This is a genomic window from Anaeromyxobacter soli (assembly GCF_022808855.1).
Classification (GTDB): domain Bacteria; phylum Myxococcota; class Myxococcia; order Myxococcales; family Anaeromyxobacteraceae; genus Anaeromyxobacter; species Anaeromyxobacter soli.
Genome location: NZ_JAKZLF010000026.1, coordinates 1 through 26,517 on the forward strand (window position 1 = coordinate 1; position 26,517 = coordinate 26,517).

Here is a 26,517-nt window from a genome sequence, read left to right on the forward strand (position 1 = left end):
CTTCGCTCGCCTGTTCGCGAATCGTAACGGCCAGCGCACCGGCGGGGCGCTCCATGAGTGCCCGGCCGGCGCCGGCGTGCGCGGTGCGCCGCCCTGTGGTCTAGGCGCGGTCCCGGATCTCCTTCGCCCCCGCGGTGTGCGCGCAGTGGGCGCCGCAGAAGAACTTCCCGCCAGCCTCCACCCCGTGCCCGATCACGTGGCACCCGCAGCGCTCGCAGTGCGGCGCGAGCGCCTGGATCGCGCACTCGAAGCTGTCGAAGACGTGGTGCGCTCCGGCGGCGACCACCTCGAACGCCTTGTCGTACTGGTTCCCGCAGACCTCGCAGCTTCCGGTCATGGCAGCTCCTCCTTCGCCTCCTACGTCCCGGGTCACGCCTTCCAGCCCGGGTGAACCGTGAGCACCGGGCATGGAGCGTTGCGGACGACGCCCTCCGCGACGGAGCCGGTCAGCATGTGCTCCCGATCGACGCGCCCGTGCGTCCCCATCACGATGAGATCGACCTTCCCCGAGGTCGCGAACGCCACGATGGCGACCTCCGGCGATCCGCCGGCGCGAGCGACGGTGACCTTCAGGGCGCCCAGGCGCTCCGCGGTCTCCTTCCACGCCGAGAGCTCTCCGTCGAGCCCTCCCGCGGGCGGCAGCTCCGTCGCCACCCGCGCGGCGGAGTCCGCGTAGAGGAGGACGAGCTCCGCGCCGAGCCTCCGGCACAGGTCCGCCGCCACGCGCAGGCCGGCCTGCGCCGGCTCCGAGAAATCGACCGGACAGCAGATCCTGCTCCACTCCAGCGGCGCCATGCGCTCCCTCCCGGCCCGCGGGCCGCGGCCTCGTCCGACTCCGAAGAGAGCGTAAGGAGCCGCCGCGCCCGCGGCGCTCGTCATGCAGGGTCGTGCCGCGGCGCGAGCCTGCCGTGCGAGTGCCCGCCGCCCAGGTCCTCTTCCCCCCCTCCACCGGCCCGCCGCGCCCTTGAGGCCGCCCATCGCGCGGGGCTCGCGGCTCGCCGGCGGAGGTGACGAATGGGCGAGGGGGATGCGACGCCGCCATGATCCCCGCCCATCACGGAGGCAGCCCCCCTGGACCCACGACGGGGGCGCAGCCGCGATCTAGGAAGGGCGTCTGCTCGCAAGGGCCTGAACGCTGGAGGACGCATGCAGGGCGATCCCAAGGTCATCGGACTCCTCAACGACCTCCTGTCCGGCGAGCTCACGGCGGTGCACCAGTACATGCTCCACGCGCGCATCTGCCAGAACTGGGGGTACGCGCGGCTGTTCGAGAAGATCCACCACGAGTCGCGCGACGAGCTGAACCACGCGGACGAGCTGATCGCGCGGATCCTCTACCTCGACGGCGCGCCCGACGTGCAGCGGCTCGGGACCGTCGCGGCAGGCTCGAGCGTGCACGAGCAGCTGAAGCTGGATCACGCGCTCGAGCGGAATGTCCGCGACGCGCTGAACTCCGGCATCGAGCGGTGCCGAGAGGCGGGTGACAACGGCACCGCCGAGCTGCTCGAGCGCCTCCTCGAGGAGACCGAGGGGCATCACCACTGGCTCGAGACGCAGCTCGCCGCCATCGAGCAGATCGGGATCTCGGGCTATCTCGCCGAGCAGCTGAAGGGCGACGGAGGCAGCTGACGGGCGCCCGGGGCGCGGCGCGCGGACGGTTGCGGGCGGCGGCGGGGTTGCTTATACAACTCCCATGAGCCGGACCCCCGCCGCCCGCGCCTCCGAGGAGATCGCCGCCGAGTGCCTGGCGAGCCGCGCCCGCTTCCTCGACCGCCGCCTCGCCTCGATCTACGAGCGCGCCCTGCGCCCGCTCGGCCTGCGCCGCACCCAGCTCACGCTCCTCGTCGCCATCGCGCGGGCGGGCGAGCGGGCGACGCCCACGGTGGTGGGTCGGGCGCTGCAGCTCGAGAAGTCCACCGTCAGCCGGGAGCTGGCCCGGCTGCAGGCGCTGGGCTGGGTCCGCGTCGAGCCGCCCTCCGACGGCCGGACGCAGCGCCTCTCGCTCACGGCCGCCGGCGCCCGGACGCTCGAGGCCGCCCTCCCCCTCTGGCGAAAGGCGCAGCGGGAGGCGCGTGCGCTCCTCGGCGATCGCGGCGCCGAGGCGCTCGCCGCGGTGACCGTGAGGCTCCATCCACGCTTCGCGGGGTAGAGGCCCCGCGCTCGCGTTCTCCCCTGGCCAGGGCGCCCGGCCCGGGGTGGCGGTGGTCTCGGGCGCCAGGTTGTACGTACAACGCGAGCTGTCGGCTCGCGGGAGGTTCACATGGCAGCGCTCGTTCCCGGGTTCGTGTGGCCGATCGTCATCGGCGTGGACGTCCTCCTCATCGCCTTCGTGGTCCTCGCCCTCCGCCGGTACGCCGGACGTGGCGCGGCGGCGGCGGGGGTGCTCCTCGGGGCCTGGCTCTCCCTGGTGGCTATCCTCGCGGCGACGGGGGCGTTCGCGGGCGCGCCGGATCGCCCGCCGCGGATCGGCCTCGCCGTCGCCGCACCCATCCTCGCCGGCGGCCTCGCCCTCCTCGTGTCACGCACGGCGCGCGCGCGGGCGCTCGCGATCCCGCAGGCCTGGGTGGTCGGGATCCAGTCGCTGCGCCTCGTCGGCTTCGTCTTCCTGGTGCTGTACGCGCGCGGTGGGCTCCCCGGCGCGTTCGCGCTCCCGGCGGGCCTCGGCGACGTGGCGGTCGGCGCCGCCGCGCCCCTCGTCGCGTACGCGCTCGCGACGGGCAGGCGCCACGCGCCGCGCCTCGCGGTCGCCTGGAACGTCGCCGGGCTCCTCGACCTCGTGGTGGCGGTCGGCGCGGGCGCGCTCTCCGCCCCGAGCTCGATCCAGGTCTTCACGAGCGGCCCCTCGTCGGCCGCCATGGCGGAGCTCCCCCTCTCCCTCGTCCCCACGTTCGGCGTGCCGCTGTTCGTGCTCCTGCACGCCGTCTCGCTGCTCGGCCTTCGGGCCAGGGGACGCGCGCGCGCCGAGCGCGCTGGCACCGCTCGCGAGGCCACGCCCGCGCTCGCGCGGTGAGGCCCGCCCCGCGGCGGCCGTCCCGGGACCCCCCCGCCGGCCGCCGCGGGCGGAGGCCCGCGCTCGCCCGGCGAGCCGGCGCCTCCTGCGCCTTTCGTGCGCGTCCGCGCGGGCCCTCGACGCACGCCGGTGGCGCGCGTAGACGCTCCGTATGCCGGACGTACGCTTCGTGTACTCGAGCGGCCTCCTGAGGTCGCGCTTCGCGAACGCGCTGCTGCGCGGGAGCTGGGACGCGCTCGGGCGCGCCGGCGGCGCGTGGAGCGAGCGGCCGATGGCCGAGGCCACCTGCGAGGACGGCTGCCCGGGATTCGAGGCGACGGTGTCCTTCCCTGCGACCGAGGTCGGCAAGCGCTTCGAGTGGGACGTCCTCGGGGACGGTCCCTGGGGCCGCCGGTGCCTCGTCGCGACGGAGGAGGACGACTCGCTCTCGCGCCGGACCGTGCGGTCGTTCACGCTGCGGGAGGGCGGTCAGGTGGAGCGCTACCACCTCGCCCTCGGCCGCAGCCTGGGCGCGAACCCGATCCCCCGCGAGGGCGGCGCTCGCGCGCTGCGCTTCGCCCTGTGGGCGCCGAACGCCCGCGCCGTGGAGGTGGTGCTCGGCGACGGGACGAACGGCTACGTCTCCGACGACGGCGCGGGGAGCGCCCCGCTGCCGCCGCTGCCGCTCGCGCCCGCCGGCGGGGGAATCTGGGAGACCCGCGCCGGCGACCCCGCGCTCCTCGAGTACGGCCGCTGCGAGTTCACGCCCTACGTGTTCCGGGTGACGCGCGACGACGGGTCGGTGTCCTACCGCACGGACCTCTACTCGCGCTGGCAGGTGGGCCAGGGAAGCTTCGACCCGCGGGGCAGCATCTACGGCGGCACGGCCGCCGGGCTCGACGGGGCGGTGAGCTGCTCGGCGGTGGTGGACCCGGAGACGGTGCCGGCGCCCAGGCGCGGCGAAGAGGCGTTCATCGGCTGCGCTGACTTCTGGTGCGACGAGTACGACCCCGCGCGTCCGGTGCCCTCCCGGCTCGAGGACCTCGTCATCTACGAGCTCCACGTGGGCGCGCTCGGCGTCGGCCGTCCCGACGCCGGGAACCTCGAGGACGCTGAGGCGCTGCTCGACGCGCACCTCGTCCCCCTCGGCGTGAACGCGGTCGAGCTCCTGCCGATGGCGGAGTTCAGCGGCGACGCCGCGTGGGGCTACGGCAACTCGCACCACCTCGCCATCGAGGTCACCGCCGGCGGGCGCGACGCCCTCATGCGGTTCGTGCGCGCCTGTCACCGCCGCGGCGTCGCCGTCATCCAGGACGTCGTCTACAACCACTGGGACCTGAACGCCGCGCGGGCCGAGTGGCAGGTGGACTCGGCCGCGCCGGAGCGGAACCTCTACTACTGGTACGAGGGCGTGCCCGGGGAGCACTCGCGGCCCGAGGGCGGCTACGTGAACAACGGCTCCTCCGGGTGGGCGCCGCGCTACTGCGAGGAGCAGGTGCGCCGGCTGTTCGCCTCGAGCGCCGCCATGCTCGTGGACGAGTTCCACATGGACGGCTTCCGGGTGGACCTCCTCGACGCCATCCACCGCGACAACCGCCTGAACGAGCCGGGCGGCGCCCCCGTGCCGCGCGCCAACGTTTACGGCGCGAAGATGCTTCGCGAGTGGTCGCGGACCCTGCGCCTCATCCGCCCTTCCGTGATGCTCGTCGCCGAGGATCACACCGGCTGGGCCGAGGTGACCCGGCCGCTCGACGAGGGAGGCCTCGGCTTCGACGCCGCCTGGTACGTGGACTTCTTCCACCACCTCGCCGGACCGCGCGCCGAGGGCGGCTGGGCCGCGCTCCTCGCCGAGGCGGGATACGGCGACGACCGTCCGCTCGGGATCGACCGCTTCGACGGCGCGCTGCACGGCGCGGCGGACCGCAAGGTCGTCTACCACGAGTCCCACGACGAGGCGGGGAACTCCTCCGGCTCCGCCCGCACGATCGTCCTCGCGGTGCAGGGTGCGCCCCTCGCCGGCGCGACGCGCGACTTCGCCGAGGCGCGCTGCCGGGTCGTCGCGGGGCTCTCGCTGCTCTCGCCGGGGACGCCGATGTTCCTCATGGGCGAGGAGGTGGGGGCGGCGAACCCCTACCGCCACGACGACTTCCTCGAGCACCGGGAGGACCTCCTCGGCCTGCGCCGCGGCCTCGGCGCACGGCTCTTCCGCTGGTACCAGGAGCTCATCCGCCTCAGGCTCGGCCGGCCGGCGCTGCGCTCGCGCCGGCTCACGACGGTGCACCGCCACGAGGCGAACCGCGTGATCGCGTTCCTCCGCGGGGACGCCGAGCTGCTCGTCGTCGCGAGCCTCGCGAACCGTCCCTTCGCGGCGGGGTACCTGCTCGAGAGCGCCGGCCTCCCCGACGCGGAGTGGCACGTGATCCTCAACAGCGACGCCGCGGTCTACGGCGGCGCCGGCGTCGGAGACGGCGCCTCGCCGCGGCGATCCTCCTCCGGCGTGCTGGAGGTCGTCCTCCCCGCCTGCGGGCTCGTCGTGCTGGAGGCGCGCTGACGGAGCGCGGGGCGGCGGACCGGCCGCCCGGGCACGACGGATGCGCGAGACGTTGAAGAACCCGGCCGCCCCGGTAAAGGAAGCGGGATCGCCGGGCACGCCGTCCGGCTGGAGCCTGCATGCCCGAGCACCCGAGCCCTCGATCGATCCCGTCCATCCCGCGCGAGCCGGGCGCGGAGGAGGATCGCGCCCGCGCCCGCACCGAGGAGCTGGAGCGAACGGTCGACGAGCTGACGCGGGCGGAGCAGGCGCTGCGGGAGAGCGAGGCGAAGTACCGCGAGCTGTTCCAGCACATGACGAGCGGGTTCACGCTCTGCCGCGTGATCTTCGACGGCGATCGCCCGGTCGACTACGTCCACGAGGAGGCGAACCTCGCGTTCGAGACCCAGACCGGCCTGTCCCGCGACGCGGTGCTCGGGCGCCGCATCACAGAGGTCCTGCCCGGCCTGCGCGAGGACCCCGCCGGCTGGATCGAGCTCCTCGGGAACGTCGCCCGGACCGGAGCGCCGGTCCACTACGAGCGGCACTTCGCGGATCTCGACCGCTGGTACGAGGCGACGGCGTACCGGCCGAAGCCGGGGTACTTCGCCGTCTTCTTCTCCGACGTGACCGAGCGCAAGCGCACCGAGGAGCGGCTGCGCGAGAGCACGACCCTGCTGCGCGCGATCAGCGACACCTCGGGCGACGTCATCTTCGCGAAGGACCGCGACGGGCGGATGCGCTTCGCGAACCCCGGCGCCGTCGCGCTCGTCGGCAAGCCCGCCGCCGAGCTCCTCGGCAAGACGGACCTCGAGTTCCTCGCAGATCCCGCGGTCGCCCGGCAGATCATGGAGACCGACGGGCGCATCATGGCGACCGGAGCGCCGGCCGAGGTCGAGGAGCACGTCCCCGATTCCGAGGGCCGCCCGCGCGTCTGGCTCTCCCGCAAGACGCCCTACCGCGACGCCGACGGCAACGTCATCGGCCTGCTCGGCATCTCGCGCGACATCACCAAACGCAAGCGGGTCGGGGACGCGCTGCGCGAGGCGAACGACCGGCTGCGCGAGGCGGACCGCCGCAAGGACGAGTTCATCAGCGTCCTCTCCCACGAGCTGCGCAACCCCCTCGCGCCGATCCTGAGCAGCATCCAGCTCCTCGCCCGCGCCGCGCCGGACAGCCCCCAGGCCGCGCGCGCGCGGGAGGTCATCCATCGCCAGACGGAGCACCTCACCCGCCTCGTGGACGACCTGCTCGACGTGACCCGCGTCACGCGGGGGAAGATCCAGCTCCAGCCGCGCCGCCTCGACCTGCGCGACGTCGCGCGCCGCACGTGTGACGACCACCGCGCCATCTTCGACGCCCGCGGCATCGCGCTGCACCTCGACACGGTGCCCGGCGCCATCTGGGTGGACGGGGATCCGACCCGCCTCTCGCAGATCGTGGGGAACCTGCTCCAGAACGCGGCGAAGTTCACGCCCGAGGGCGGCACCGTCACCGTCCACACCGGCGTGGCGCGGGGCCAGGCGGAGCTCCGGGTGCGCGACGACGGCGTCGGGATGGAGGCCGGCGAGCTCGAGCGCATGTTCGAGCCCTTCGCGCAGGCGGAGCGCAGCCTCGCGCGCACGCGCGGCGGGCTCGGGCTGGGGCTCGCGCTGGTGCGCGGGCTCGCCGAGCTGCACGGCGGCACGGCGCACGCACGCAGCGAGGGCCCCGGCCGTGGCGCGGAGCTCGTCGTCACCCTGCCGCTCGCGCCGACCCCCGAGGCGGAGGCGGGCCCCGCGCGGGAGCGCGACGCGCCCACGGGCCGGAGCGTGCTCATCGTCGAGGACAACCTCGACGCCGGGCAGTCGCTCGCGGACCTGCTCGAGCTCTCGGGCCACCGGGTCGCGCTCGCGCGCGACGGACGGACCGGGATCGCGCTCGCCGGCGAGCTGCGGCCGGACGTGGTCCTGTGCGACATCGGCCTGCCGGACATGAGCGGGTTCGACGTCGCGCGCGCCCTGCGCGCGGACGAGCGGCTGCGCCGCACGCGCCTCGTCGCCCTGAGCGGCTACGCGCAGCGAGAGGATCTGGAGAAGGCCCGGGAGGCGGGCTTCGACGCCCACCTGCCGAAGCCGCCGCCGCTCGAGCGCCTCGAGGCGCTGCTCGAGGCCTCGTGACGAGGCTCAGATCCGGTTCAGGCGCCGCGCGGCGAGGGTGAGCTCGCGCCGGAAGTCCGGGTGGGCGATGGCGATGAGCGCGAGCGCCCGCTCCCGCGCCGTCCGCCCGCGCAGCCGCGCCACCCCGTACTCGGTCACCACGTGGTCCACGTCGTTCTTGCCGGTGGTGACCACCGCGCCGGGCTCGAGCGTCGCCACGATGCGCGACACGGTCCCCTTCCTCGCGGTGGACGGCGCCGCGATGAAGCTCTTGCCGCCGCGCGACAGGTTCGCGCCCCGCACGAAGTCCACCTGCCCGCCGCTCCCGCTCCACTGCGCGGGGCCGATCGCCTCCGAGCAGCACTGGCCGAGGAGATCCACCTCGAGGGTGGAGTTGATCGCCACCACGCGGTCGTTCCGGCCGATCTCCCGAGGATCGTTCGTGTGGTCGACCGGGTGCATCTCGACGGCCGGGTTCTCGTGCATGAAGTCGTAGAGCCGGCGCGTCCCGAGCGCGAACGTCGCGACCGACGTCCCCGGGTGCGTGGTCTTGCGCGAGTTGTCCACGGCCCCGCAGCGCACGAGGTCCACCACCCCGTCGGTGAGCATCTCGGTGTGGATCCCGAGGCCCCGCTTGCCGGTGAGGGCGGCGCAGACCGCGTTCGGGATCCCGCCGATCCCGAGCTGGAGCGTGGAGCCGTCCTCGATGAGCTCGGCGATGCAGCCGCCGATGGCCCGCTCCACCTCGGTCACCGGCGCGGGCGCGAGCTCGAAGAGCGGGTCCTCGCACTCGATGATGCGGTCCACCTGGGACACGTGGATGCGGCAGTCCCCGCGGGTGCGCGGCGCTGCGGGGTTCACCTGCACCACGACCGCCCTCGCCTTGCCGAGCGCCGCCATCGTGTAGGCCACGGAGAGGCCGCAGGTGAAGAAGCCGTCCTCGTCCATCGGCGAGACGACCGTCCCGACCACGTCCACCGGCCAGTGCTCGCGGAGGAGCCGCGGCACCTCGTGGAAGTGGTTCGGGACGAAGTCCGCCCAGCCCTCCTGCACCGCCGTCCGCGAGGCGGCGCTCGTGAACCAGGAGCAGAGCCTCACGTGCGGCGCCGACTCCCGGTCGAGGTACGCGCCGGTGAGGGTGTGCTGCTGGTGCACCACAACGCCCGAGAGCTCGTGCCTGCGCGCGCCGAGCGCCTTCACGAACAGCGTCGGCTCCGCCGCGCAGATCGGCAGGACGAGCTGATCGCCGGACCGCACGATCGCGGCCGCCTCCTCGGGCGTGCAGCGCCTCTGCCGGTACAGCTCCTCCGCGCTCGCCATTCGCTCTCCCTCCGGGCCGGGTGCGCCGGCGCGAGGACCCCGTCAGGCCTCGTGGACCTCGAGCGCGAGGAGCTGCGCGCCCTCCTCCACGATCGCCCCCACGCCGTAGTGCAGCTCCGCCACCTTGCCGTCGCGCGGGGAGGTGATGGTGTGCTCCATCTTCATCGCCTCGAGCACCACGAGCGGCGCGCCCTTCTTCACCTCCGCGCCCGGCTCCACCATCACCGCCACGATCTTCCCCGGCATCGGGGCGGTGAGCCGCCCCGCGTCCGCGTCGCGGTCCGCCGCCGCGGCGCCCGGGTCGAAGAGGCCGAGCCGGTGCGCGTGGCCGGGGGTCAGGATCGTGATCGCGTCGCCGCCCCGGACGACGGTCGCGCGCGTCCGCGCGCCGCCGAGGTCCGCGAGGAGGTCGCCCGCCGGGTCCCGCTCGGCGCGCGCGAGGATCGTGCCGCCGGGGAGCTCGAGGAGGTGGCCGCCGGGCCGGTAGTGCGCGACGACCCGGGCGCGCCGCTCGCCGTCGTCGAAGGTGAGCACGTGGTGGGCGTCGGCGTTGAGCCGCCACCCGTCGGTCCGGTGCCACGGCGAGTGGGGATCGTGCGACTCGCGCGCCGCCGCCGCCGCCTCCTCGCTCCGCGCGAGGAGCACGTCGAGCGCGGCGAGCGCGAGCACGGTGTCGGGCACCGGCGCCGCCTCCGCCACGAGCCCGGCGCGGTGCCGCTCGACGAAGCGGGTGTCGAGGTCCGCCGCGGCGTACGCCGGGTGCGCGGCCACGGCGGACAGGAACGCGAGGTTCGTCGCCACGCCGACGATCTGGTACTCGGCGAGCGCGGCGCGGAGCCGGCGCAGGGCCGCGGGCCGGTCGACGTCCCAGACCACGAGCTTCGCGATCATCGGATCGTAGTGGACGCTGACCACGTCCCCCTGCCGGACGCCCGTCTCGACGCGGACGTGGGCGTTCTCGGCGGGCGCGCGCAGGTGCGTGAGGGTCCCGGTGGCGGGGAGGAAGTCGCGCGCCGGGTCCTCCGCGTAGACGCGCGCCTCGATGGCGTGGCCGGCGGTGACGAGGTCCTCCTGCGTGCACGGGAGCGGCTCGCCGGCCGCGACGCGGAGCTGCCACTCGACGAGGTCCTGGGCGGTGACGAGCTCGGTGACCGGGTGCTCCACCTGCAGGCGGGTGTTCATCTCCATGAAGTAGAACTGGCCGTCCTCGTCGAGGAGGAACTCGACCGTGCCCGCGCCGACGTACCCGATCGCGCGCGCGGCGGTGACGGCCGCCCTGCCCATCCGCTCGCGCAGGCCCGCGCCGAGCCCCGGCGCCGGCGCCTCCTCCAGCACCTTCTGGTGGCGGCGCTGGATGGAGCAGTCGCGCTCGAACAGGTGCACGACGGCGCCGAGCGTGTCGCCGAACACCTGGATCTCGACGTGGCGCGGCTTCGCGAGGTAGCGCTCGAGGAGGACGCGGTCGTCGCCGAACGCCGCGAGCGCCTCGCGCCGCGCGCCCGCGAGCGCGGCCTCGAGCTCGCCGGGCCCCGCCACCGCGCGCATGCCCTTCCCGCCGCCCCCCGCGGTCGCCTTGACGAGCACCGGGTAGCCGATGCGCTCCGCCTGCGCGGCGAGCGTCTCGGGGCGCTGGTCGTCGCCGTGGTAGCCGGGGACGAGCGGGACGCCTGCCTCTCCCATGATCTTCTTGGCGGCGCTCTTCGAGCCCATGGCGCGGATGGCCGCCGCCGACGGGCCGATGAAGGTGAGGCCCGCGGCGGCGCACGCCTCCGCGAAGTCGGCGTTCTCGGAGAGGAAGCCGTAGCCAGGGTGGATCGCGCGCGCGCCGCTCCTCCGCGCCGCCTCCAGGATGGCGGCGCCGTCGAGGTAGCTCTCGCGCGCCGGCGCCGGGCCGATGCGGTACGCCTCGTCGGCCATCGCGACGTGCAGCGCCCGCGCGTCGGCGTCGGAGTAGACGGCGACGGTCCGCACGCCGAGCCGCCGCGCCGTGCGCATCACCCGGCAGGCGATCTCGCCGCGGTTGGCCACCAGGATCTTCTCGAACATGCCGTGGGTCTCCGAGGTCACATCCGGAAGACGCCGAACGTGGTCGCCTCGACGGGCGCGTTCAGCGCGGTGGAGAGGCCGAGCCCGAGGACGGTGCGGGTCTCGGCCGGATCGATGATCCCGTCGTCCCAGAGCCGGGCGCTCGCGTAGTAGGGGTGCCCCTGCGTCTCGTACTGCTCGCGGATGGGGGCCTTGAACGCCTCCTCCTCCTCCGCGCTCCACCGCTCGCCGCGCGCCTCCAGCGCGTCGCGCTTCACCTGGGCGAGGACGCTCGCCGCCTGCTCCCCGCCCATCACCGAGATGCGCGCGTTCGGCCAGCTCCACAGAAAGCGCGGGGAGTACGCGCGCCCGCACATCCCGTAGTTGCCGGCGCCGAAGCTGCCGCCGATGAGCACGGTGAACTTCGGCACCCGCGCGCACGCGACGGCGGTCACCATCTTGGCGCCGTCCTTGGCGATGCCGCCCGCCTCGTACTTGCTGCCCACCATGAAGCCCGAGATGTTCTGCAGGAACACGAGGGGCACGCCCCGCTGCGCGCACAGCTCGATGAAGTGTGCGCCCTTCAGGGCCGACTCGGAGAACAGGATCCCGTTGTTCGCGACGACGCCCACCGGGTAGCCGAAGACGTGGGCGAACCCGCAGACGAGCGTCGTCCCGTAGAGCCGCTTGAACTCGTCGAGCTCGGAGCCGTCCACGATGCGCGCGATCACCTCGCGGACGTCGTAGGGCTTGCGGGTGTCGGTGGGGACCACCCCGTAGAGCTCCTCCGGATCGTGGCGCGGCTCCGCCGGGCGACGCAGCGCGAGCCCGGGGCGCTTCACGAGGTTCAGGTTCCCGACGATCCCGCGGGCGATGCGCAGCGCGTGCGCGTCGTCCATCGCGTAGTGGTCGGTGACGCCGGAGGTGCGGCAGTGGACGTCGGCGCCCCCGAGCTCCTCCGCGCTCACCACCTCGCCGGTGGCCGCCTTCACGAGCGGCGGCCCGGCGAGGAAGATGGTCCCCTGCTTGCGCACGATGACGCTCTCGTCGGACATGGCCGGCACGTACGCGCCGCCCGCCGTGCACGAGCCCATCACCACCGCGATCTGCGGGATCCCCGCCGCCGACAGGTTCGCCTGGTTGTAGAAGATGCGCCCGAAGTGGTCGCGATCCGGGAACACCTCGTCCTGCTGCGGGAGGTTCGCGCCGCCGGAGTCCACGAGGTACACGCAGGGCAGCCGGTTCTCGCGGGCGATCTCCTGCGCGCGGAGGTGCTTCTTCACGGTGACGGGGTAGTAGGTGCCGCCCTTCACGGTGGCGTCGTTCGCGACCACCACGCACTCGCGCCCGCTCACCCGCCCGACGCCGGCGATGATCCCCGCCGAGGCGACCTCGCCGCCGTACATCCCAAAGGCCGCGAGCTGCGACAGCTCGAGGAAGGGGGAGCCGACGTCGAGGAGCTGGCGGATCCGCTCGCGCGGCAGGAGCTTGCCGCGCTCCACGTGGCGCGCGCGCGCCCGCTCGCCGCCGCCCTGCTCGACCGTCGCGACCTTCTCGCGCAGGTCGGCCACGAGCCCGCGCATCGCCTCGGCGTTGCGCCGGAACTCCGCGGACCTCGGATCCACCGCGCTCTCGAGCACGCTCATGCGAACCGTCTCCCGATGGTGTTGCGCGCCGGTGCCCTGACGGGGGCCGGGCCCCCGCCCCGGAGGCGCCTCGTCGCCGCCGCCCGGGCCGGGCTCGCCTCGCTCGCCGGCGGGTCTCGCATCGTCTCTCGGTCGCTCAAGCGGCGGTCTCGTCGAAGAGCTCGCGGCCGATGAGCATACGGCGGATCTCGCTCGTGCCCGCCCCGATCTCGTAGAGCTTCGCGTCCCGCAGGAGCCGCCCGGTGGGGAACTCGTTGATGTACCCGTTCCCGCCCAGGCACTGGATCGCGTCGAGCGCCATCCGGGTCGCCCGCTCCGACGCGTAGAGGATCGCGCCGGCGGCGTCCTTGCGGCTCGTCCGGCCGGCGCCGCACGCCCGCGCGACCGCGTAGACGTAGGCGCGGCACGCGGAGAGGGTCGTGTACATGTCGGCGAGCTTCCCCTGGATGAGCTGGAACGTGCCGATGGGCTGGCCGAACTGCTCGCGCTCGTGCACGTAGGGGAGGACCACGTCGAGGCAGGCCTGCATGATCCCGAGCGGCCCGCCCGCGAGCACCGCCCGCTCGTAGTCGAGCCCGCTCATGAGGACGTTCACCCCTCGTCCTACCTCGCCGAGCACGTTCTCCGCCGGCACCTCGCAGTCGGCGAAGAGCAGCTCGCAGGTGTCGGAGCCGCGCATGCCCAGCTTGTCGAGCTTCTGCGCGGTGGAGTAGCCGGGGAAGCCCTTCTCCACGAGGAAGGCGGTGATCCCGCGCGGCCCGGCGGCGGGGTCGGTCTTCGCGTACACGACGACGACGTCGGCGTGCGGGCCGTTCGTGATCCACATCTTGCTGCCGTTCAGGACGTAGCGATCGCCCCTGCGCTCGGCGCGGAGCCGCATGCTCACCACGTCCGAGCCGGCGTTGGGCTCGCTCATCGCGAGCGCCCCGACGTGCTCGCCGGAGACGAGCTTCGGCAGGTACCGCCGCCGCTGCGCGTCGCTCCCGTTCCGGAAGATCTGGTTCACGCACAGGTTCGAGTGGGCGCCGTAGGCGAGCCCCACCGAGGCCGAGGCGCGGCTCACCTCCTCCATCGCGACCACGTGCTCGAGGTAGCCCATGCCGGCGCCGCCGTACTCGGGGGAGACCGTGATGCCGAGGAGCCCGAGCGCGCCCATCTCGGGCCACAGGTCCATCGGGAAGTGGTTCGCGCGGTCGATCTCCGCGGCGCGCGGCGCGAGCTCGCGCGCGGCGAAGTCGCGGACCGACTGGCGCAGGAGGTCGGCGGTCTCGCCGAGGCCGAGGTCGAGGGCGGGATGGGTCTTCATGGTCGGGTCTCCTCCGCGGGGTGCGCGGGCGATCCCGCCTCGCGCGAGGCGGCGGGCAGGCCGCGCCTCACGCGAGCTCCTTCAGGATCTCTCCCGCGATGATCACGCGCTGGAGCTCGTTCGCCCCCGCGTAGATCGAGGTGAGCCGCGCGTCGCGCGCGTAGCGCTCGACGGGGTACGCGCGCGTGTAGCCGGCGCCGCCCATCAGCTGCATGGCGGTGTAGCAGGCGCGGTTCGCCGCGTCGGTCGCGAAGAGCTTCGCCATCGAGGCCGCCTTCACGAACGGCTGGCCGCGCTCCTTCCGCCAGGCGGCGCTCAGGAGCAGGAGCCGCGCCGCCTCGAGGTCGGTGTACGCGTCGGCGATCATCCACTGGACGCCCTGCAGCGCGGTGAGGCTGTCGTCGAACTGCACCCGCCGCGAGGCGTAGCGCGTGGCGAAGTCCATCGCCGAGAGGCCGATGCCGAGCGCGAGCGAGCCGATGCCGATGCGGGCCCGGGCGAGCTCGGTCACCGCCATGCGGAACCCGTCGTTGAGCCGGCCGACGAGCGCGCCGCGCGGGACGCGGCAGTCGTGGAACGCGAGCTCGGTGGTGGCGGTGGCGCGCTGGCCGAGCTTGTCCTCGGTCCGGCCGACGCGGAGCCCTCGCGTCCCCGCCTCCACGAGGAAGCAGCTCATCCCCTTCCCCTTCGGTGCGGCGCGGTCGGTGACCGCCCAGACGAGGAAGACGCCCGCGAACGGCGCGTTCATGGTGAAGCGCTTCGCGCCGTTCAGGATCCAGCCGTCGCCGTCCGGCACGGCGGTGGTCGCCACCGCGGCGGCGTCCGAGCCGGCGCCGGCCTCCGTGAGGGCGAAGCTCGCGGCGGGGTACTCGCCGGCGCAGAGCCTCGGCAGGTGGAGCGCCTTCTGCTCCGGGGTGCCGATGTCCTGGATGACCTCCGCGACCATGTCGTTCAGGACGAGGGTGGTCGCGGTCGAGGCGCAGACCCGCCCGATCTCGGTCATCGCCACGCTGAAGGCGATGGCCCCCGCCTCCGAGCCGCCGTGCTCGCGCTTCACCTCGAGGCCGGTGAGGCCGAGGTCGGCGAGCTTCTTGAGGTTCGCGACGAAGACGCGGCGGTCGAACTCCCGATCGAGCTGCGCGGCGACCGGCTCCAGCTCGGCCTGCGCGAACTCCCGCGCGGTCGTCTGGATCGCCTTCTGCGCCTCGGTCAGCTCGAGGTTCATGCGAGGACGGTGTGCATCGAGCGGACCGCGGCCGCGTCCCGAGGCAAGCCCGAACGCATCCCCCCGCCGTCACGAAGGTTTCCGGCGGATCGCGCTTCCCGGCCGGCGGCGGGATGAACGAGGGGCTGCCTCATCGCTGAAACACCTCCGGCGCTGGCCTCGCAGGCCCCCGCCGCTCCAGTTCGCGCGGCGGGAGCGCCCGCCGCGACTCCTGGACGCACTTCGCGCCCCGTCGGGCCTCCCTGTTCCACGCTGACACAGATATGCTTCATCTCTGCAACAGCACCACGGAGACGCGATGCCCGACCCGAGTCGCCGGCCGATCATCTGGGTGTTCAGCACGAGCCGCCTGAGGCAGGTGTTCGAGGGCGTGGCGCCGAGCTACGCGGGCGCGGCCGACGTCCGCGTGTTCGACAAGGTCTTCGAGGAGGCGCTCGAGATCGCGCGCGCGCGGGTGGAGTCGGGCGAGGAGGTGGACGTCTTCGTCGCGGCGGGCTGGAACGCGGCCTACCTCCGCGACCACGCGCCGGTGCCGGTGGTGCTCGTCTCCCCCTCCGCGAGCGACGTCCTCCAGGCGCTCGCCGAGGCCTGCCGCCTCGCGCGGCGCGTCGCGGCCATCCCGTTCCGCAAGGCGCTCGCAGGCGTGGAGGCCTTCGCGGAGAGCCTGGGCGTCGTCCTCGAGCAGCGACCGTACGAGACGCTGGAGGACGCGCGCGCCGCCGTGGCGGACTTCGCCGCGCGCGGCTTCGAGGTCGTCGTCGGCCCGGGGCCGGTCTGCGACGTCGCCGAGAGGGCCGGGCTCCGCACCGTGCTCCTCTACGCGCGCGACTCGGTCTGCGAGGCCATCGAGCAGGCCATCGAGGTCGCCCGCGCCGTGCACGCGGAGGACGCCGAGCGCGAGCGGCTCCGCGGCATCCTCGATCACCTCGTGGAGGGCGTCGTCGCGGTGGACCCCGAGGAGCGGATCCAGTCCGTGAACCCCGCCATGGAGCGGCTCCTCGCCGCCTCCGCGGCCGAGGTCCTCGGCAGGAAGCTCTCGCAGCTCGCGCCCGACCTCTCGCTCGCGCGGGTGCTCGAGACCGGGAACGCCGAGCTCGACGACGTGCAGCGGATCGGGAACCGCACCCTCGTCGTGCACCGGATCCCGCTCAGGCAGCGCGGCGGCCCGCGCGGCGCGGTGCTCACCTGCCAGGACGCGAGCACGATCCAGCGGCTCGACCGGAACCTGCGCTCCCGCTACCGGCCCCGGCGCTTCGTCGCGCGTCACCTCCTCTCGAGCATCGCCGGCAGCTCGCCCGCGATGCAGGAGGTGCGCGCCCTCGCCGAGCGCTACGCGCGCACGGACGCGACGGTGCTCGTCACGGGCGAGAGCGGCACGGGCAAGGAGCTCGTCGCGCAGGGCATCCACAACGCGAGCACCCGCCGCGACCACCCCTTCGTCGCCATCAACTGCGCCGCCTTCCCGGAGGCGCTCCTCGAGTCGGAGCTGTTCGGCTACGACGAGGGCGCGTTCACCGGGTCGCGCCGCGGCGGGCGGCCGGGCCTCTTCGAGGCGGCGCACACGGGGACCATCTTCCTCGACGAGATCGGCGACATGCCGATGACCCTCCAGACCCGGCTCCTCCGCGTGCTCCAGGAGCGGCAGGTGCTGCGGCTCGGCTCGAACGACCCGACGCCGGTGGACGTGCGCGTCATCGCCGCGACCAACAAGGATCTCAAGCAGGCGGTCGCCGCGCGCGAGTTCCGAGACGACCTCTACTACCGGCTCAACATCCTGAAGCTGCACCTGCCGCCCCTGCGCGACCGCGAGGAGGACCTCGCCGCGATCGCGGCGGACCTCCTGCAGCGCGCGCTCCTCCGCCACGGCGCGCCCGGCGCGCACGCGCGGGCGCTCGCCCTGCTGCTGCCGCGGCTCGACGGCTACTCCTGGCCGGGCAACGTGCGAGAGCTCGAGAACGTGGTCGAGCGCGTCGCGGTGCTGTTCGCGGACCGCGAGCCGGACGCGGCCGTGGCGGAGGGTGCGCTGCGCCGGATCGTGCCGGAGCTCTTCGCGGAGGAGGGGCCGGGAGAGGCTGCCCCGCCCGCGCGCCGCAGGGAGCCCGCCTCCGGCAGCGCGGCCGGCGCACGGCCGACGGACCTGCGCACCGCCCGCGACGAGCAGGAGCGGGAGCTCATCCGGCGCGTGCTCGACGAGGTGGGCGGCAACCAGTCGGAGGCCGCGCGTCGGCTCGGCATCGGCCGCTCCACGCTGTGGCGGAAGCTCAAGGCGGGCGCCTGAGCCGTCCACGCTCGACGCCTTCCCGGCGCCGCACACCCGACCCTCACCGGCGGCCGCTCGCTCGACCGTCCTTGCTCCTTCCGGCCGAGCGGTCTCCGCAGCCCCGGAGAGGTCAAATGCGAGGCGACTTGAATTTTCTTCAAACCACATGTGTTCCAGTGAGCGATGAAGGGAACGACCAAGAATCTGGAGCTGGATACGCTGACGCCGTACCTCGAGGCGGCGCGCCGTCAGGGCCCGCTGTCGCGCGAGGAGGAGCGCGAGCTCGCGCTCCGCGCACGGCGCGGGGAGGCGCGGGCGAAGGAGGAGCTCGTGCGCAGGAACCTCGCGCTCGTGGTGATGATCGCGCGCAAGCAGATGCGCGGGACGCTGCGCCTCGAGGAGCTCGTGCAGGAGGGCAACCTCGGCCTCCTGCGCGCCATCGAGAAGTTCGACCCGAATGCCGGGACGCGATTCTCGACGTACGCGGTGTGGTGGATCCGGGCGTACGTCTGGAAGTACCTGAAGCAGGCGCGCTCGTCGGTGAGGCCGAAGAGCGGGACGGTGGCGGCGGCCGACCTGTCGCTCGACCGCACGGTCGACGAGGAGGGAGACGTCTCGCACCTCGATCGCCTGGAGGACGAGGGGCCCGGCCCGCACGAGCAGTACGCATCGGCCGAGCACGACCGCCACCTCCGCGCCGCGCTCGAGCGCGTGCGCGGACGGATCGGCGAGGTCGGCTGGGACATCGTCCAGACGCGCCTCAAGCAGGACCCGCCCGACACGCTCGAGACCATCGGCAAGCGCTGGGGCGTGTCGCGCGAGCGCGTGCGGCAGCTCGAGCTGCAGACGAAGCGCTTCCTGCACGGTTACCTGACGTCGATCCGCGACGCCGAGGGCGGCGAAGGCGACCGCGAGGCCGCCTAGCACCAACCAGGGAGCGCAGGAGGTCGGGATGGCGGGCGACGGCGAGGGGCGCTGCAGGCGGTGCGGAGACGGCGAGCTGCAGGAGCAGACCGAGACGCTCTCGGTCGAGCTCCCGCGCTCCGCGGTGACCGCCTCGGTCGCCGTGCCGGCCCGGCGCTGCGCGGCGTGCGACGCCGTCCAGGTGGACGGCGAGCTCCGCGACCGGGTCCGCCTCGCCACCTGCTGCGAGCTCGCCGACGCCGGCGTGGACACGGGAGAGGCGCTCCGGCACATGCGCAAGGCCCTCGGCCTGCGCGCCGCGGAGCTCGCGCGGCTGCTCGACCTCACGCCGGAGACCATCTCGCACTGGGAGACCGGCCGCGCCGCCCCCAACCGCGCCGCGTTCATCGCCGTGTGCGCGATGGTGCAGGACGCGCTCGACGGGCGGAGCACCACCCGCGACCGGCTCGCGCGCCTCGCGCAGCACCAGGGTTACCCGCACGCGCTCGCCGTGAAGCTCCGCTGACGCCGCGGGCCGCCTCGCCTCTCGCCATCGCGCCCGCCCGGCCGGCGGGTGTCTCACGAAGGGACGACGGGTCCGCCCGCCCGTGGCGACGCGCGAAGTTCACGCAGACTTCGCCGCCGCGCCGCCCGCCGAGCTACGCGCCGAGGCACGATCCGGGCATGAACGACCAGCGAACCATCTACTGCGGAAAGCGGCACCGCCGCGCCGACGGCGTCCCCGTCGGGCACTCCTGCCGGATCCTCGCGCCCGAGTACCTGCGCGCGGAGCGGCTCGAGGAGTACGGATGGGCCGCCGCCTTGCTCGAGCGCATGCCCATCGTGCTCCATGCGGGGGCGGCCGACCTCGGGCAGGGTCGCGGCGGCGCGCCCGAGCATCCGAGGACCGCGGCGCTGAGGCCGCTCGACGGCTCGTCGGGCCCCGGGGCGGGACGTTGCAGTCAGTGAAGCGTGGGGCTCCTGCTCGCCGGACCGCCGCCTGGCCTCACGAGGCCGAGCGCGTCGGCTCGGCCTCCCGCGCGGTGGCGGCGAGGAGCGGCGCGAAGGTCCGCCACGTCTCGCGCAGCCGGCGGCACCAGCCGAGCGAGGCACGGACGAAGGCGATCGTCTCGCGCGGCCTGCCGAGCGCGTCCGAGAGCGTCCGGACGAGGTGCCCGCCGCGGGAGAGGCCCCGCGCCGCGAGGGCGGCCGCGACGCTGCGGGCCACGGGAGGCAGCGGCGCCGCGGGCGTGTCGGTGACGACGCGGAGCACCGAGAACGCGATCCCGGCCTCGGCGGCGGTCCGCGCGAGCGCGGCGGATTCCATGTCGCCGGCGGCGGGCGCGCGGAGACCGTGGCCGGCGGCGGCGAGCACCTCGGCCGCGGACGAGAGCTCGACCGGGCGGGCGCCGGGCGCGAGCCGCAGGAGCGCCGGGGGCAGCTCCAGCGCGGCCCGCTCTCCGTCCGCGAGCCGGTGCACCGACCGCGCGGTCACGACCGCGCCCACCTCGAGCCCCGGCGAGAGCGCGCCGGCGAACCCCGACGACACCACGAGCGAAGGCCGCGGTCCGCGCGCGAGCCGCGCCGCGAGCGCCGCCCGCGCGCGCTCCGGCCCGACGCCGGTGCAGAGCACCTCGAGCCCCGCCGCGTCCGCGTCCGAGATCCCGCGGCGGCAGGCGGCCGCCTCGGCGAAGGTCGCGGCGCAGACCACGATGCCCGCCGCCCGGCGGGGCGCGCGGAGCCGCACCGCCAGCGCCGCGAGCGTGAGGGCGGACACCGTCGCGCTCGCCGCCGCGAGCGCGTGATCGCCGATCGCGATCGTGACCGCGAGGTTGAAGGCGAGGACGCCCGCGTACACGGCGTAGATCCCGGGGACGAAGCGCGGGTGCACCCGCCGGAACGGCCCGCGGCAGCCCGGGAGGCTCGCTGCGCAGCGCTGGAACACCCACGCGCTCACGGCGCCGACGAGGAACCAGCCCGCGAAGTTGGCGGCGGTCACGCCGAAGTAGAACCCGCGGTAGGGGTAGTCGTAGATGCGCCCCAGGAACCACTTCTCCCCCTGCAGCGTCACCGGGTCGATGACGACGTCGAGGAGCGTCATGAGCACGCCGGCGAGGAGCGGCGCCAGCGGGTGGAGGAGGCCCGGGGCGCGCCCCCGGCCGCGCTCCTCCGGCGGCGACAGGAGCGCGCCGGCCAGCGCGAGCGAGAAGTAGGAGAGGAACACGAAGGACAGCGAGTCCCAGAACGGCACGTTCGCGATCCAGAGCTCGCGCGTGCGCGTCTCGTCGAAGTAGCGGTACGGCCCGAAGGGGAAGCCGTTGCGGGTGGAGCTGTACTCCGCGCCGAAGGCGAGGAGCCAGGTCGTCACCCCGAAGACGAGCGTCCGGCGCGGACCGAGCTGGTGCAGCGCGAACACGAGGAAGCACGCGAAGAACGCGTACACGTACGGACGGTGGACGACCGTGCCCCAGAGCAGCGCCGCCGTGTCCGCGAGCGCCATGGGCGGCCTAGCCGCTCCGCGCGAACCGCCCGAGCGCCATGAGCGGGAAGTAGTGCCGGTAGAGGTGGTAGCGGAGGTAGAAGTGGCGCGGGAAGCCGGTGCCGGTGAACGCCTCCTCGCTCCACGACCCGGCCTCCTCCCCGTCCGTCAGCTGCCGCTCGACGAGCCACGCCACGCCGCGCCGGATCGCGTCGTCCCCCCCGGAGCCGTAGGCGAGGAGCCCGATGAGCCCCCACGCCGTCTGCGAGGCGGTGGAGGGGCCGCGCCCCATCGCGGCGCGGTCGGCGTAGGACTCGAGCCCCTCTCCCCAGCCGCCGTCGGCGTTCTGCACCGACTCGAGCCAGCGGAGCGCGCGCCCGACCATCGCGTCCGACCGAGGGACGCGCTGGCGCGCGAGGCCGGCGAGGACGTTCGACGTGCCGTACACGTAGTTCACCCCCCAGCGCCCGTAGAAGCTCCCCTCCGGCTCCTGCGCGCGGCGGAGGTAGGCGACACCGCGCCGGCAGGCGCCTCGGAGGCGCGGGTCGTCGAGGAGCCCGAAGGCCTCGAGCACGCGCCCGGTCACGTCGGGGCTCGACGGGTCGCAGAGCGAGTCCATGTCCGAGAACGGGATGTCGTTCAGGAACCGCTTGTCGTTGTCGCGGTCGAACGCGGCCCAGCCGCCGTCCCGGTTCTGCATGCTCGCGACCCAGGCCGCCGCCCGGCGGACCGCGTCGCCCTCCCGCGAGGCGGGGTCCTGCTTCAGGAGGCCGATGATCACCGCGGCGGTGTCGTCCACGTCCGGGTACCAGCTGTTCGCGTACTCGAAGGCCCAGCCGCCGGGCGGGCCCCGCGGATCGTAGACGCGCCAGTCGCCCCAGTCGTTCGTGAGCTGCATCCCCTCGATCCAGCGGCGCGCCGCGAGCAGGCGCGGATCGGCGGGATCGGCGCCCGCGTCGACGAGGCCGATGAGCGCCAGGATCGTGTCCCAGACCGGCGACTGGCAGGCCTCCACCCGGAAGCCCTCCGCGTCGCTCAGGGTGAATCGCTCGATCGCCTCGAGCCCGCGCCTGACCGGGTCCGAGTCGAGCCCGCGGCCGGCCGCGTGGAGCGCGAGGACGCCGTTCAGCATGGGCGGGAAGATCCCGGCCCAGTCGCCGCTCGCCTCCTGCCGGGCCAGGATCCACTCCTCGCAGGCGCGGAGCGCCTCCGCCCGCAGCCGCGTGAGCGGCGGCACGCGCCGGACCCGCTCGTGCGCGCGGAGGGCCACGTCCGCGGCGTTGAAGAACGCCTTCCAGCCGAGCCCGTGCCGGCGCACCGTCGCGAGGACCGACTCGCGGTACGGCACGCGCTTCTCGGCGGGATCGAGCCAGAGGTGGTCGAGCCAGGAGTTCGCGTCGGAGCGGCCGTTCGGGAGCGCGAAGACCGGCCGGTGGTGGAAGAGCACGAAGAGCGGGATCATCGTCGAGCGCGCCCAGCTCGCGAGCCGGTACGCGTTCACCGGCGCCCAGCGCGGCAGGAAGATGACCTCCGCCGGGACGATGGGGACGGCGTCCCAGGGGAAGAGCCCGAAGAGCGCGAGGTTGATGCGCGTGAACACGCGCACCCGCGCGAGGCCTCCCGCGGCGCGGATGGCCCGCTCCGCGGCGAGGAGCCGCTCGTCCTCCCGGGCGACCCCGAGCAGGCGCAGCGCGAGGTACGCCTCGGCGGTCGTGGAGACGTCCCCGGGGAGCGTCGAGGCGATGCCGAAGCTGCCGTCCGGCTTCTGGCGGGAGCAGAGGTAGCGGACGAGCGAACCGCGGCGCGCGGTGAGGTCGAGCCCGAGCGCCTGGCGCAGGAGCACGTACTCGGCGGTCACCGTGACGTTCGACTCGAGCTCGCCGCGCCAGTGGTCGCGCCGCTGGGTGCGGTAGAGGAAGTCCTGCGCGGCGAGGGCCGCGCGGCGCGCCGCGCGCGCGAGGGGGTCCTCCGCGAGGCGGACGTGGCCGCTCATTGCGCGTGGCCGTTGGCGGCGAGCGAGGCCCTCCACAGGGCGCCCGGCACGAGCGCCAGCTTCTCGCTCGCCGAGAGGCTCGCGCGGCGGCGGAAGACGTCGTAGCCGTTCGCGCGGATCTTGCCGAGGATGGCGGAGTAGGCGTCCACGGCGAACTGGAACGCCAGGCGCCCGCGCGCGTCCGCGAGGAGCGGGATGAGCGCCAGGCCGCGCTCGTACAGCCCGCGCGCCCGCGCGATCTCGAAGTCCATCAGCGCCCGGAAGCGGCCGTCCACCCGCCGCGCCGAGAGGTGGCCCTCGCCGAGGCCGAAGAGCGCCAGGTCCTCCTCCGGCAGGTACACGCGCCCGAGCGCGAGGTCCTCGCCGACGTCGCGCAGGATGTTCGTGAGCTGCATGGCGGTGCCGAGCGTCTTCGCGTGTTCGAGCGCTTCCGTGCCGGCGCGGTAGCCCGCGACCGGGGTGATCATGAGCCCGACCGTCCCGGCGACCCGGTAGCAGTAGCGCTCGAGGTCGGCGAAGGTCCGGTAGCGCGCGCCGTCCAGGTCCATGAGCAGCCCGGCCACGAGGTCGTCGAACGGCTCGAGGGGGATGCCGTGGCGGCGCACCGTCTCGCCGAGCGCGACGAAGCGCGGCTGCACGCTCTGCCCGAGCACGGCCCGGCGCAGCTCCTCGAGCATCGCGGCGAGCTTCCCCCGGATGGCGTCGGGCGTGTCGTCCGGCCCGGGGACGTCCACCGCGTCGTCGGCCACCCGCGCGAACCCGTACAGCGCGGCGATGTCGCTCCCGCGCTCGGGCCCGAGCAGCTTCGCCATCATGTGGAACGTCTTCCCGTGCACGCGGAGGATGTCCCAGCACTCGGCGAGCCCCCGCCGCCCCAGCTCCGCCAGGGCGGGCGTGCGCCCGCGCTCGGCGCCCACTGTCACGGTGTCCATTCGGTCCCCCCTTCGACGAGCTGCTCGGACGGCGCGGCCGGCCGCGCGCGGGCGCGCCCCCTCCGGCGGGCGAGCCGCGCGTGGGCGCGGCGCGCGGCGATCTTCCCGGAGAGCGCCGCAGTCGGCACGGTGCCCGGCCAGACGGTGAAGTGCCCGGCGGTGTGGAAGTTCTCGAGCGGCGTCTCGACGTGCGCGAGCGGGTTCGAGAACGGGAAGCTCCTGAGGTTGAGCTCGAACCCGCAGGAGCCGCCGAAGGCGTTGCGCGTGAAGCGCACGGTGGACGGCGGCGCGCCGACGTCGAGGTGGACGACGCGGTCGGCCACCCCGGGGACGAGCCCGTCGAGCTTCTCGAGGAGCTCCGCGGCGACCTGCCGCTTCAGCGCGCGGTACGCCGCCGGCCTGGGCGGCGGCCGCGCCGCCTCGCGGGCCGGATCGCCCGAGAGGCCCGTGCGCCAGCCGTCCTGCCAGTCGTGGCGCGTGAACGCCTGCACGACGAGCGCGGACTTCCCCGCGGGAGCGAGCGACGGGTCGCGGAGGCCGTGGGCCGTCACCTCCAGGAAGGCGTGCCGGTGCGCGTCCGGATCGGCGGGATCCAGCGCGGTCTTGCACGCGAACGAGGGGAAGTAGAAGACGTGCGAGGTGCGGAGCCGCTCGCGGAGCGCCTCGGGCGCGAGGTCGAGGCCCAGGTACACGGAGACGAGCGCGTCGGACGTGCGCGCGCGGTCGAGGCGCGCGAGCGCGGCGGGCGAGAAGCGCTCGCGCCCCACGAGCCGGTGGACCGCGAAGCGGTAGTCCCCGGTGTAGACGACCTCCTCCGCCTCCAGCCGCTCGCCGCGCGCGGTCCGCACCGCGACCGCGCGGTCGCCGCTCACGTCGAGCGCCGCGACCGTGCGCCGGAAGAGGAACCGCACGCCGCGCTCCTCGAGCCGCGCCACCCAGCGGTCGAAGAACCCCTGCAGCCCGCCCTCCGGGTACCAGTAGTCGCTCGCCCACAGGTGCCAGAAGGCCGACGCGACGAACACGTTCATCCGCGTGTAGCCGCAGCTCGCGAGGAGGTCGCGCACGCCGGACGGCGGGAGCTCGCGCGCGTACCAGGCCGCGGAGTCGTCGAGGAGCAGCGTGCGGAGATCGCGGAGGCGCCGGAGGAGCACCGCCGGCGAGCGCACCGCCTCGCGCTCCAGCGCCCCGAGGGCCCAGCGCGCGGCGCTCGTCCCGCCCGCGTCGCGGACGTAGGGGACCCGCTCCGGGACGAACAGGCGCGAGAGCAGCGCGGAGGTCCGCTCGTGGAAGGCGAACACCCGGCCGAGCGACGCCGCGCTCTCCGGGAACGCCTGCTGGAGCGCCCGGCTCACCGCGCCGAGCGAGGTCACGTCCACGTCCACCCCCGGCATGACGAGCCGGTAGTGGGCGCGGCGGAAGCGCGCGAGGTCCGCGAGCCCGTACTGCTCGAGGAGCGGGAAGACGATGCCCATGTCCTCGAACGACTGGCAGCCGACGTCGAAGTAGAAGCCGCGGCGGCGGATGCCGCCCATGAGCCCGCCCGCCTGGTGGTCGTGCTCGAGGACGAGGACGCGGTGCCCGCGCTGGCAGAGGTCGGACGCGGCCACGAGCCCTGCGATCCCGGCGCCGACGACGATCGCGTCGAAGCGGCCCGCCGCCGCCTCCTCGCGCGCCTCCCGGCGCGAGCGCGCCTTGTCGTCGGGCTCGGTCATTTCGGGGGGAACGCGGTGAGGTCGCGGGCGCGGGAGAGCGGGCGGTCGCGCAGCTCGGCGACGCGCGTGCAGCCGGTGAGGAACATGGCGAGGCGCAGCTCCTGGACGAGCCGCTCGAGCTCCTCGGCCGCCGCCTCCCAGGACCGCTCCGCCGCGCGCAGGAGCGGCAGGGCGAGCGCCACCGCGTCCGCCCCGAGCGCCAGCGCCTTCGCGATCTCGATCCCGTTCCGGATCCCCCCGGAGGCGACGACCACCCGCTCCGGTAGCGCCGCGCGGCAGGCGGCGATGCTCTCGACGGTGGGGATCCCCCAGCGCGCGAACGTCTCGCCGAGGTCGCGCCGCGCCGGATCGCGCGCCCGCAGGCTCTCGACCCGGGCCCAGGAGGTCCCCCCGAGCCCCCCGGTCTCCACCCCAGCCACCGGCAGCGCCGCGATCTTCCGCGCGGTCGTGCGGGAGATGCCAGCGCCGACCTCCTTCAGCAGCACGGGGACGCCCAGCTCCGGGATCACCGCGGCGAGCCTCGGCAGGAGCGCCGCGAAGCGGGTGTCGCCCTCGGGCTGGATCGCCTCCTGGAGCGGGTTCAGGTGGAAGTTGAAGGCGTCGCAGCCGACCTCGGCCACGAGCCGCCTGACCTCCGGGACGCCCACGCCCAGGTTGAGCTGCACGGCGCCGAGGTTCCCGAAGAGGAGCGGCAGGCCCGGCGCGGCCTCGCGCACCGCGTAGCTGTCGCGGGTCGAAGGGTCCTGGAGCATGCGCCGCTGCGAGCCGAGCGCGAAGCCCACGCCGCAGCGCTCCGCGGCGCGCGCGAGGCGCCGGTTCACCTCGCCGGCGCGCGGCGTCCCGCCCGTCATCGCGCCGACCACGATGGGCGCGGCGAGCCGCTTGCCGAAGAGCTCCGTCTCGGTCCGCACCGCCGCGAGGTCCACCTCGGGCAGCGCGTCGTGGTCGAAGCGCAGCGCGGCGAACCCGGTGGCGTCGCCGCCCGGGAGCTCGACCTCCTCCGCGAGGCACAGGGCGAGGTGGCTGTCCTTCCGCTCGGCGATGGACATCCCTACCTCC

Annotated in this window: 21 protein-coding genes; 9 read left to right on the plus strand and 12 right to left on the minus strand. The window is 74.6% G+C overall.

Annotation, left to right across the window (positions count from 1 at the left end; translation table 11 throughout):
• Positions 1–100: 100 nt before the first annotated feature.
• Both MLV88_RS16720 and MLV88_RS16725 read right to left on the minus strand, forming a co-directional pair.
• Complete coding sequence (locus MLV88_RS16720; protein WP_242341555.1) at positions 101–337, minus strand: hypothetical protein; 237 nt, start codon at positions 335–337, stop codon at positions 101–103.
• 32 nt (positions 338–369) lie between these two features.
• A complete protein-coding gene (locus MLV88_RS16725; protein WP_242341556.1) occupies positions 370–795 on the minus strand; it encodes a universal stress protein in 426 nt (141 codons plus the stop codon).
• 351 nt (positions 796–1,146) lie between these two features.
• Between MLV88_RS16725 and bfr the strand changes: the two genes are divergently transcribed.
• The 5 genes from bfr to MLV88_RS16750 all read left to right on the plus strand — a co-directional run bounded on the left by bfr (position 1,147) and on the right by MLV88_RS16750 (position 7,678).
• Positions 1,147–1,629, plus strand: a complete 483-nt coding sequence (gene bfr / locus MLV88_RS16730) for a bacterioferritin (protein WP_242341557.1) — start codon at positions 1,147–1,149, stop codon at positions 1,627–1,629.
• 64 nt (positions 1,630–1,693) lie between these two features.
• Positions 1,694–2,149 (plus strand): MarR family winged helix-turn-helix transcriptional regulator, encoded by a 456-nt coding sequence (locus tag MLV88_RS16735; protein WP_242359917.1) that lies wholly within the window; start codon positions 1,694–1,696, stop codon positions 2,147–2,149.
• 111 nt (positions 2,150–2,260) lie between these two features.
• On the plus strand, positions 2,261–3,010 hold the full coding sequence (locus MLV88_RS16740) for a hypothetical protein (protein WP_242359918.1): 750 nt from the start codon (positions 2,261–2,263) through the stop codon (positions 3,008–3,010).
• Positions 3,011–3,161: 151 nt separating this feature from the next.
• A complete protein-coding gene (locus MLV88_RS16745; RefSeq protein ID WP_242359919.1) occupies positions 3,162–5,540 on the plus strand; it encodes an alpha-amylase family glycosyl hydrolase in 2,379 nt (792 codons plus the stop codon).
• Between the two features lie 119 nt (positions 5,541–5,659).
• A complete protein-coding gene (locus MLV88_RS16750) occupies positions 5,660–7,678 on the plus strand; it encodes a PAS domain-containing protein (RefSeq protein WP_243338032.1) in 2,019 nt (672 codons plus the stop codon).
• Positions 7,679–7,684: 6 nt separating this feature from the next.
• Here MLV88_RS16750 and MLV88_RS16755 read toward each other — a convergent pair whose 3' ends face one another.
• From MLV88_RS16755 to MLV88_RS16775, 5 genes are all read right to left on the minus strand, one after another.
• Positions 7,685–8,977, minus strand: a complete 1,293-nt coding sequence (locus tag MLV88_RS16755) for an acetyl-CoA hydrolase/transferase family protein (protein WP_242359921.1) — start codon at positions 8,975–8,977, stop codon at positions 7,685–7,687.
• 42 nt (positions 8,978–9,019) lie between these two features.
• Positions 9,020–11,023 (minus strand): acetyl/propionyl/methylcrotonyl-CoA carboxylase subunit alpha, encoded by a 2,004-nt coding sequence (locus MLV88_RS16760; protein ID WP_243338033.1) that lies wholly within the window; start codon positions 11,021–11,023, stop codon positions 9,020–9,022.
• A 17-nt stretch (positions 11,024–11,040) separates the two neighbouring features.
• Entirely contained in the window at positions 11,041–12,648 is a 1,608-nt protein-coding gene (locus MLV88_RS16765) for a carboxyl transferase domain-containing protein (protein ID WP_242337757.1), read from the minus strand.
• Between the two features lie 136 nt (positions 12,649–12,784).
• A complete protein-coding gene (locus tag MLV88_RS16770; RefSeq protein WP_243338036.1) occupies positions 12,785–13,954 on the minus strand; it encodes an isovaleryl-CoA dehydrogenase in 1,170 nt (389 codons plus the stop codon).
• Between the two features lie 67 nt (positions 13,955–14,021).
• Positions 14,022–15,179, minus strand: a complete 1,158-nt coding sequence (locus MLV88_RS16775) for an acyl-CoA dehydrogenase family protein (protein ID WP_242337753.1) — start codon at positions 15,177–15,179, stop codon at positions 14,022–14,024.
• Positions 15,180–15,477: 298 nt separating this feature from the next.
• On the opposite strand from MLV88_RS16775, the gene prpR reads away from it, so the two are divergent.
• The 4 genes from prpR (at position 15,478) to MLV88_RS16795 (ending at position 19,311) form a co-directional block, all read left to right on the plus strand.
• The gene (gene prpR, locus MLV88_RS16780) at positions 15,478–17,457 is read left to right on the plus strand and encodes a propionate catabolism operon regulatory protein PrpR (RefSeq protein WP_243338038.1); all 1,980 of its coding nucleotides are present in this window, start codon (positions 15,478–15,480) and stop codon (positions 17,455–17,457) included.
• Positions 17,458–17,622: 165 nt separating this feature from the next.
• Positions 17,623–18,363, plus strand: coding sequence for a sigma-70 family RNA polymerase sigma factor (locus MLV88_RS16785; protein ID WP_242337749.1), 741 nt, complete (start codon positions 17,623–17,625; stop codon positions 18,361–18,363).
• Between the two features lie 28 nt (positions 18,364–18,391).
• Positions 18,392–18,868 carry a type II TA system antitoxin MqsA family protein gene (locus MLV88_RS16790; RefSeq protein ID WP_242337746.1) on the plus strand — a complete coding sequence of 159 codons (477 nt, stop codon included), beginning with the start codon at positions 18,392–18,394 and terminating at the stop codon, positions 18,866–18,868.
• A 158-nt stretch (positions 18,869–19,026) separates the two neighbouring features.
• On the plus strand, positions 19,027–19,311 hold the full coding sequence (locus MLV88_RS16795; protein WP_242337744.1) for a hypothetical protein: 285 nt from the start codon (positions 19,027–19,029) through the stop codon (positions 19,309–19,311).
• A gap of 37 nt (positions 19,312–19,348) precedes the next feature.
• On the opposite strand, the gene MLV88_RS16800 is transcribed toward MLV88_RS16795, so the two are convergent.
• From MLV88_RS16800 to fni, 5 genes are read right to left on the minus strand one after another with little or no spacing between them, the layout of a single operon-like run.
• Positions 19,349–20,842 (minus strand): carotenoid biosynthesis protein, encoded by a 1,494-nt coding sequence (locus MLV88_RS16800; RefSeq protein ID WP_243338040.1) that lies wholly within the window; start codon positions 20,840–20,842, stop codon positions 19,349–19,351.
• A gap of 7 nt (positions 20,843–20,849) precedes the next feature.
• A complete protein-coding gene (gene shc / locus MLV88_RS16805; protein ID WP_243338042.1) occupies positions 20,850–22,814 on the minus strand; it encodes a squalene--hopene cyclase in 1,965 nt (654 codons plus the stop codon).
• Complete coding sequence (locus MLV88_RS16810) at positions 22,811–23,746, minus strand: phytoene/squalene synthase family protein (RefSeq protein ID WP_242337738.1); 936 nt, start codon at positions 23,744–23,746, stop codon at positions 22,811–22,813. The genes shc and MLV88_RS16810 overlap by 4 nt, the downstream gene beginning before the upstream one ends.
• The gene (locus MLV88_RS16815) at positions 23,734–25,458 is read right to left on the minus strand and encodes a phytoene desaturase family protein (RefSeq protein WP_242337736.1); all 1,725 of its coding nucleotides are present in this window, start codon (positions 25,456–25,458) and stop codon (positions 23,734–23,736) included. Before MLV88_RS16815 ends, MLV88_RS16810 begins: the two co-directional genes overlap by 13 nt.
• The gene (gene fni / locus MLV88_RS16820) at positions 25,455–26,507 is read right to left on the minus strand and encodes a type 2 isopentenyl-diphosphate Delta-isomerase (protein ID WP_243338045.1); all 1,053 of its coding nucleotides are present in this window, start codon (positions 26,505–26,507) and stop codon (positions 25,455–25,457) included. Before fni ends, MLV88_RS16815 begins: the two co-directional genes overlap by 4 nt.
• Positions 26,508–26,517: the final 10 nt, after the last annotated feature.

Coding starts and splice junctions, on each gene's coding strand:
- MLV88_RS16720 (WP_242341555.1), bottom strand. CDS start 337: ATGACCGGAAGCTGCGAGGTCTGCGGGAACCAGTACGACAAGGCGTTC.
- MLV88_RS16725 (WP_242341556.1), bottom strand. CDS start 795: ATGGCGCCGCTGGAGTGGAGCAGGATCTGCTGTCCGGTCGATTTCTCG.
- bfr (WP_242341557.1), top strand. CDS start 1,147: ATGCAGGGCGATCCCAAGGTCATCGGACTCCTCAACGACCTCCTGTCC.
- MLV88_RS16735 (WP_242359917.1), top strand. CDS start 1,694: ATGAGCCGGACCCCCGCCGCCCGCGCCTCCGAGGAGATCGCCGCCGAG.
- MLV88_RS16740 (WP_242359918.1), top strand. CDS start 2,261: ATGGCAGCGCTCGTTCCCGGGTTCGTGTGGCCGATCGTCATCGGCGTG.
- MLV88_RS16745 (WP_242359919.1), top strand. CDS start 3,162: ATGCCGGACGTACGCTTCGTGTACTCGAGCGGCCTCCTGAGGTCGCGC.
- MLV88_RS16750 (WP_243338032.1), top strand. CDS start 5,660: ATGCCCGAGCACCCGAGCCCTCGATCGATCCCGTCCATCCCGCGCGAG.
- MLV88_RS16755 (WP_242359921.1), bottom strand. CDS start 8,977: ATGGCGAGCGCGGAGGAGCTGTACCGGCAGAGGCGCTGCACGCCCGAG.
- MLV88_RS16760 (WP_243338033.1), bottom strand. CDS start 11,023: ATGTTCGAGAAGATCCTGGTGGCCAACCGCGGCGAGATCGCCTGCCGG.
- MLV88_RS16765 (WP_242337757.1), bottom strand. CDS start 12,648: ATGAGCGTGCTCGAGAGCGCGGTGGATCCGAGGTCCGCGGAGTTCCGG.
- MLV88_RS16770 (WP_243338036.1), bottom strand. CDS start 13,954: ATGAAGACCCATCCCGCCCTCGACCTCGGCCTCGGCGAGACCGCCGAC.
- MLV88_RS16775 (WP_242337753.1), bottom strand. CDS start 15,179: ATGAACCTCGAGCTGACCGAGGCGCAGAAGGCGATCCAGACGACCGCG.
- prpR (WP_243338038.1), top strand. CDS start 15,478: ATGCCCGACCCGAGTCGCCGGCCGATCATCTGGGTGTTCAGCACGAGC.
- MLV88_RS16785 (WP_242337749.1), top strand. CDS start 17,623: ATGAAGGGAACGACCAAGAATCTGGAGCTGGATACGCTGACGCCGTAC.
- MLV88_RS16790 (WP_242337746.1), top strand. CDS start 18,392: ATGGCGGGCGACGGCGAGGGGCGCTGCAGGCGGTGCGGAGACGGCGAG.
- MLV88_RS16795 (WP_242337744.1), top strand. CDS start 19,027: ATGAACGACCAGCGAACCATCTACTGCGGAAAGCGGCACCGCCGCGCC.
- MLV88_RS16800 (WP_243338040.1), bottom strand. CDS start 20,842: ATGGCGCTCGCGGACACGGCGGCGCTGCTCTGGGGCACGGTCGTCCAC.
- shc (WP_243338042.1), bottom strand. CDS start 22,814: ATGAGCGGCCACGTCCGCCTCGCGGAGGACCCCCTCGCGCGCGCGGCG.
- MLV88_RS16810 (WP_242337738.1), bottom strand. CDS start 23,746: ATGGACACCGTGACAGTGGGCGCCGAGCGCGGGCGCACGCCCGCCCTG.
- MLV88_RS16815 (WP_242337736.1), bottom strand. CDS start 25,458: ATGACCGAGCCCGACGACAAGGCGCGCTCGCGCCGGGAGGCGCGCGAG.
- fni (WP_243338045.1), bottom strand. CDS start 26,507: ATGTCCATCGCCGAGCGGAAGGACAGCCACCTCGCCCTGTGCCTCGCG.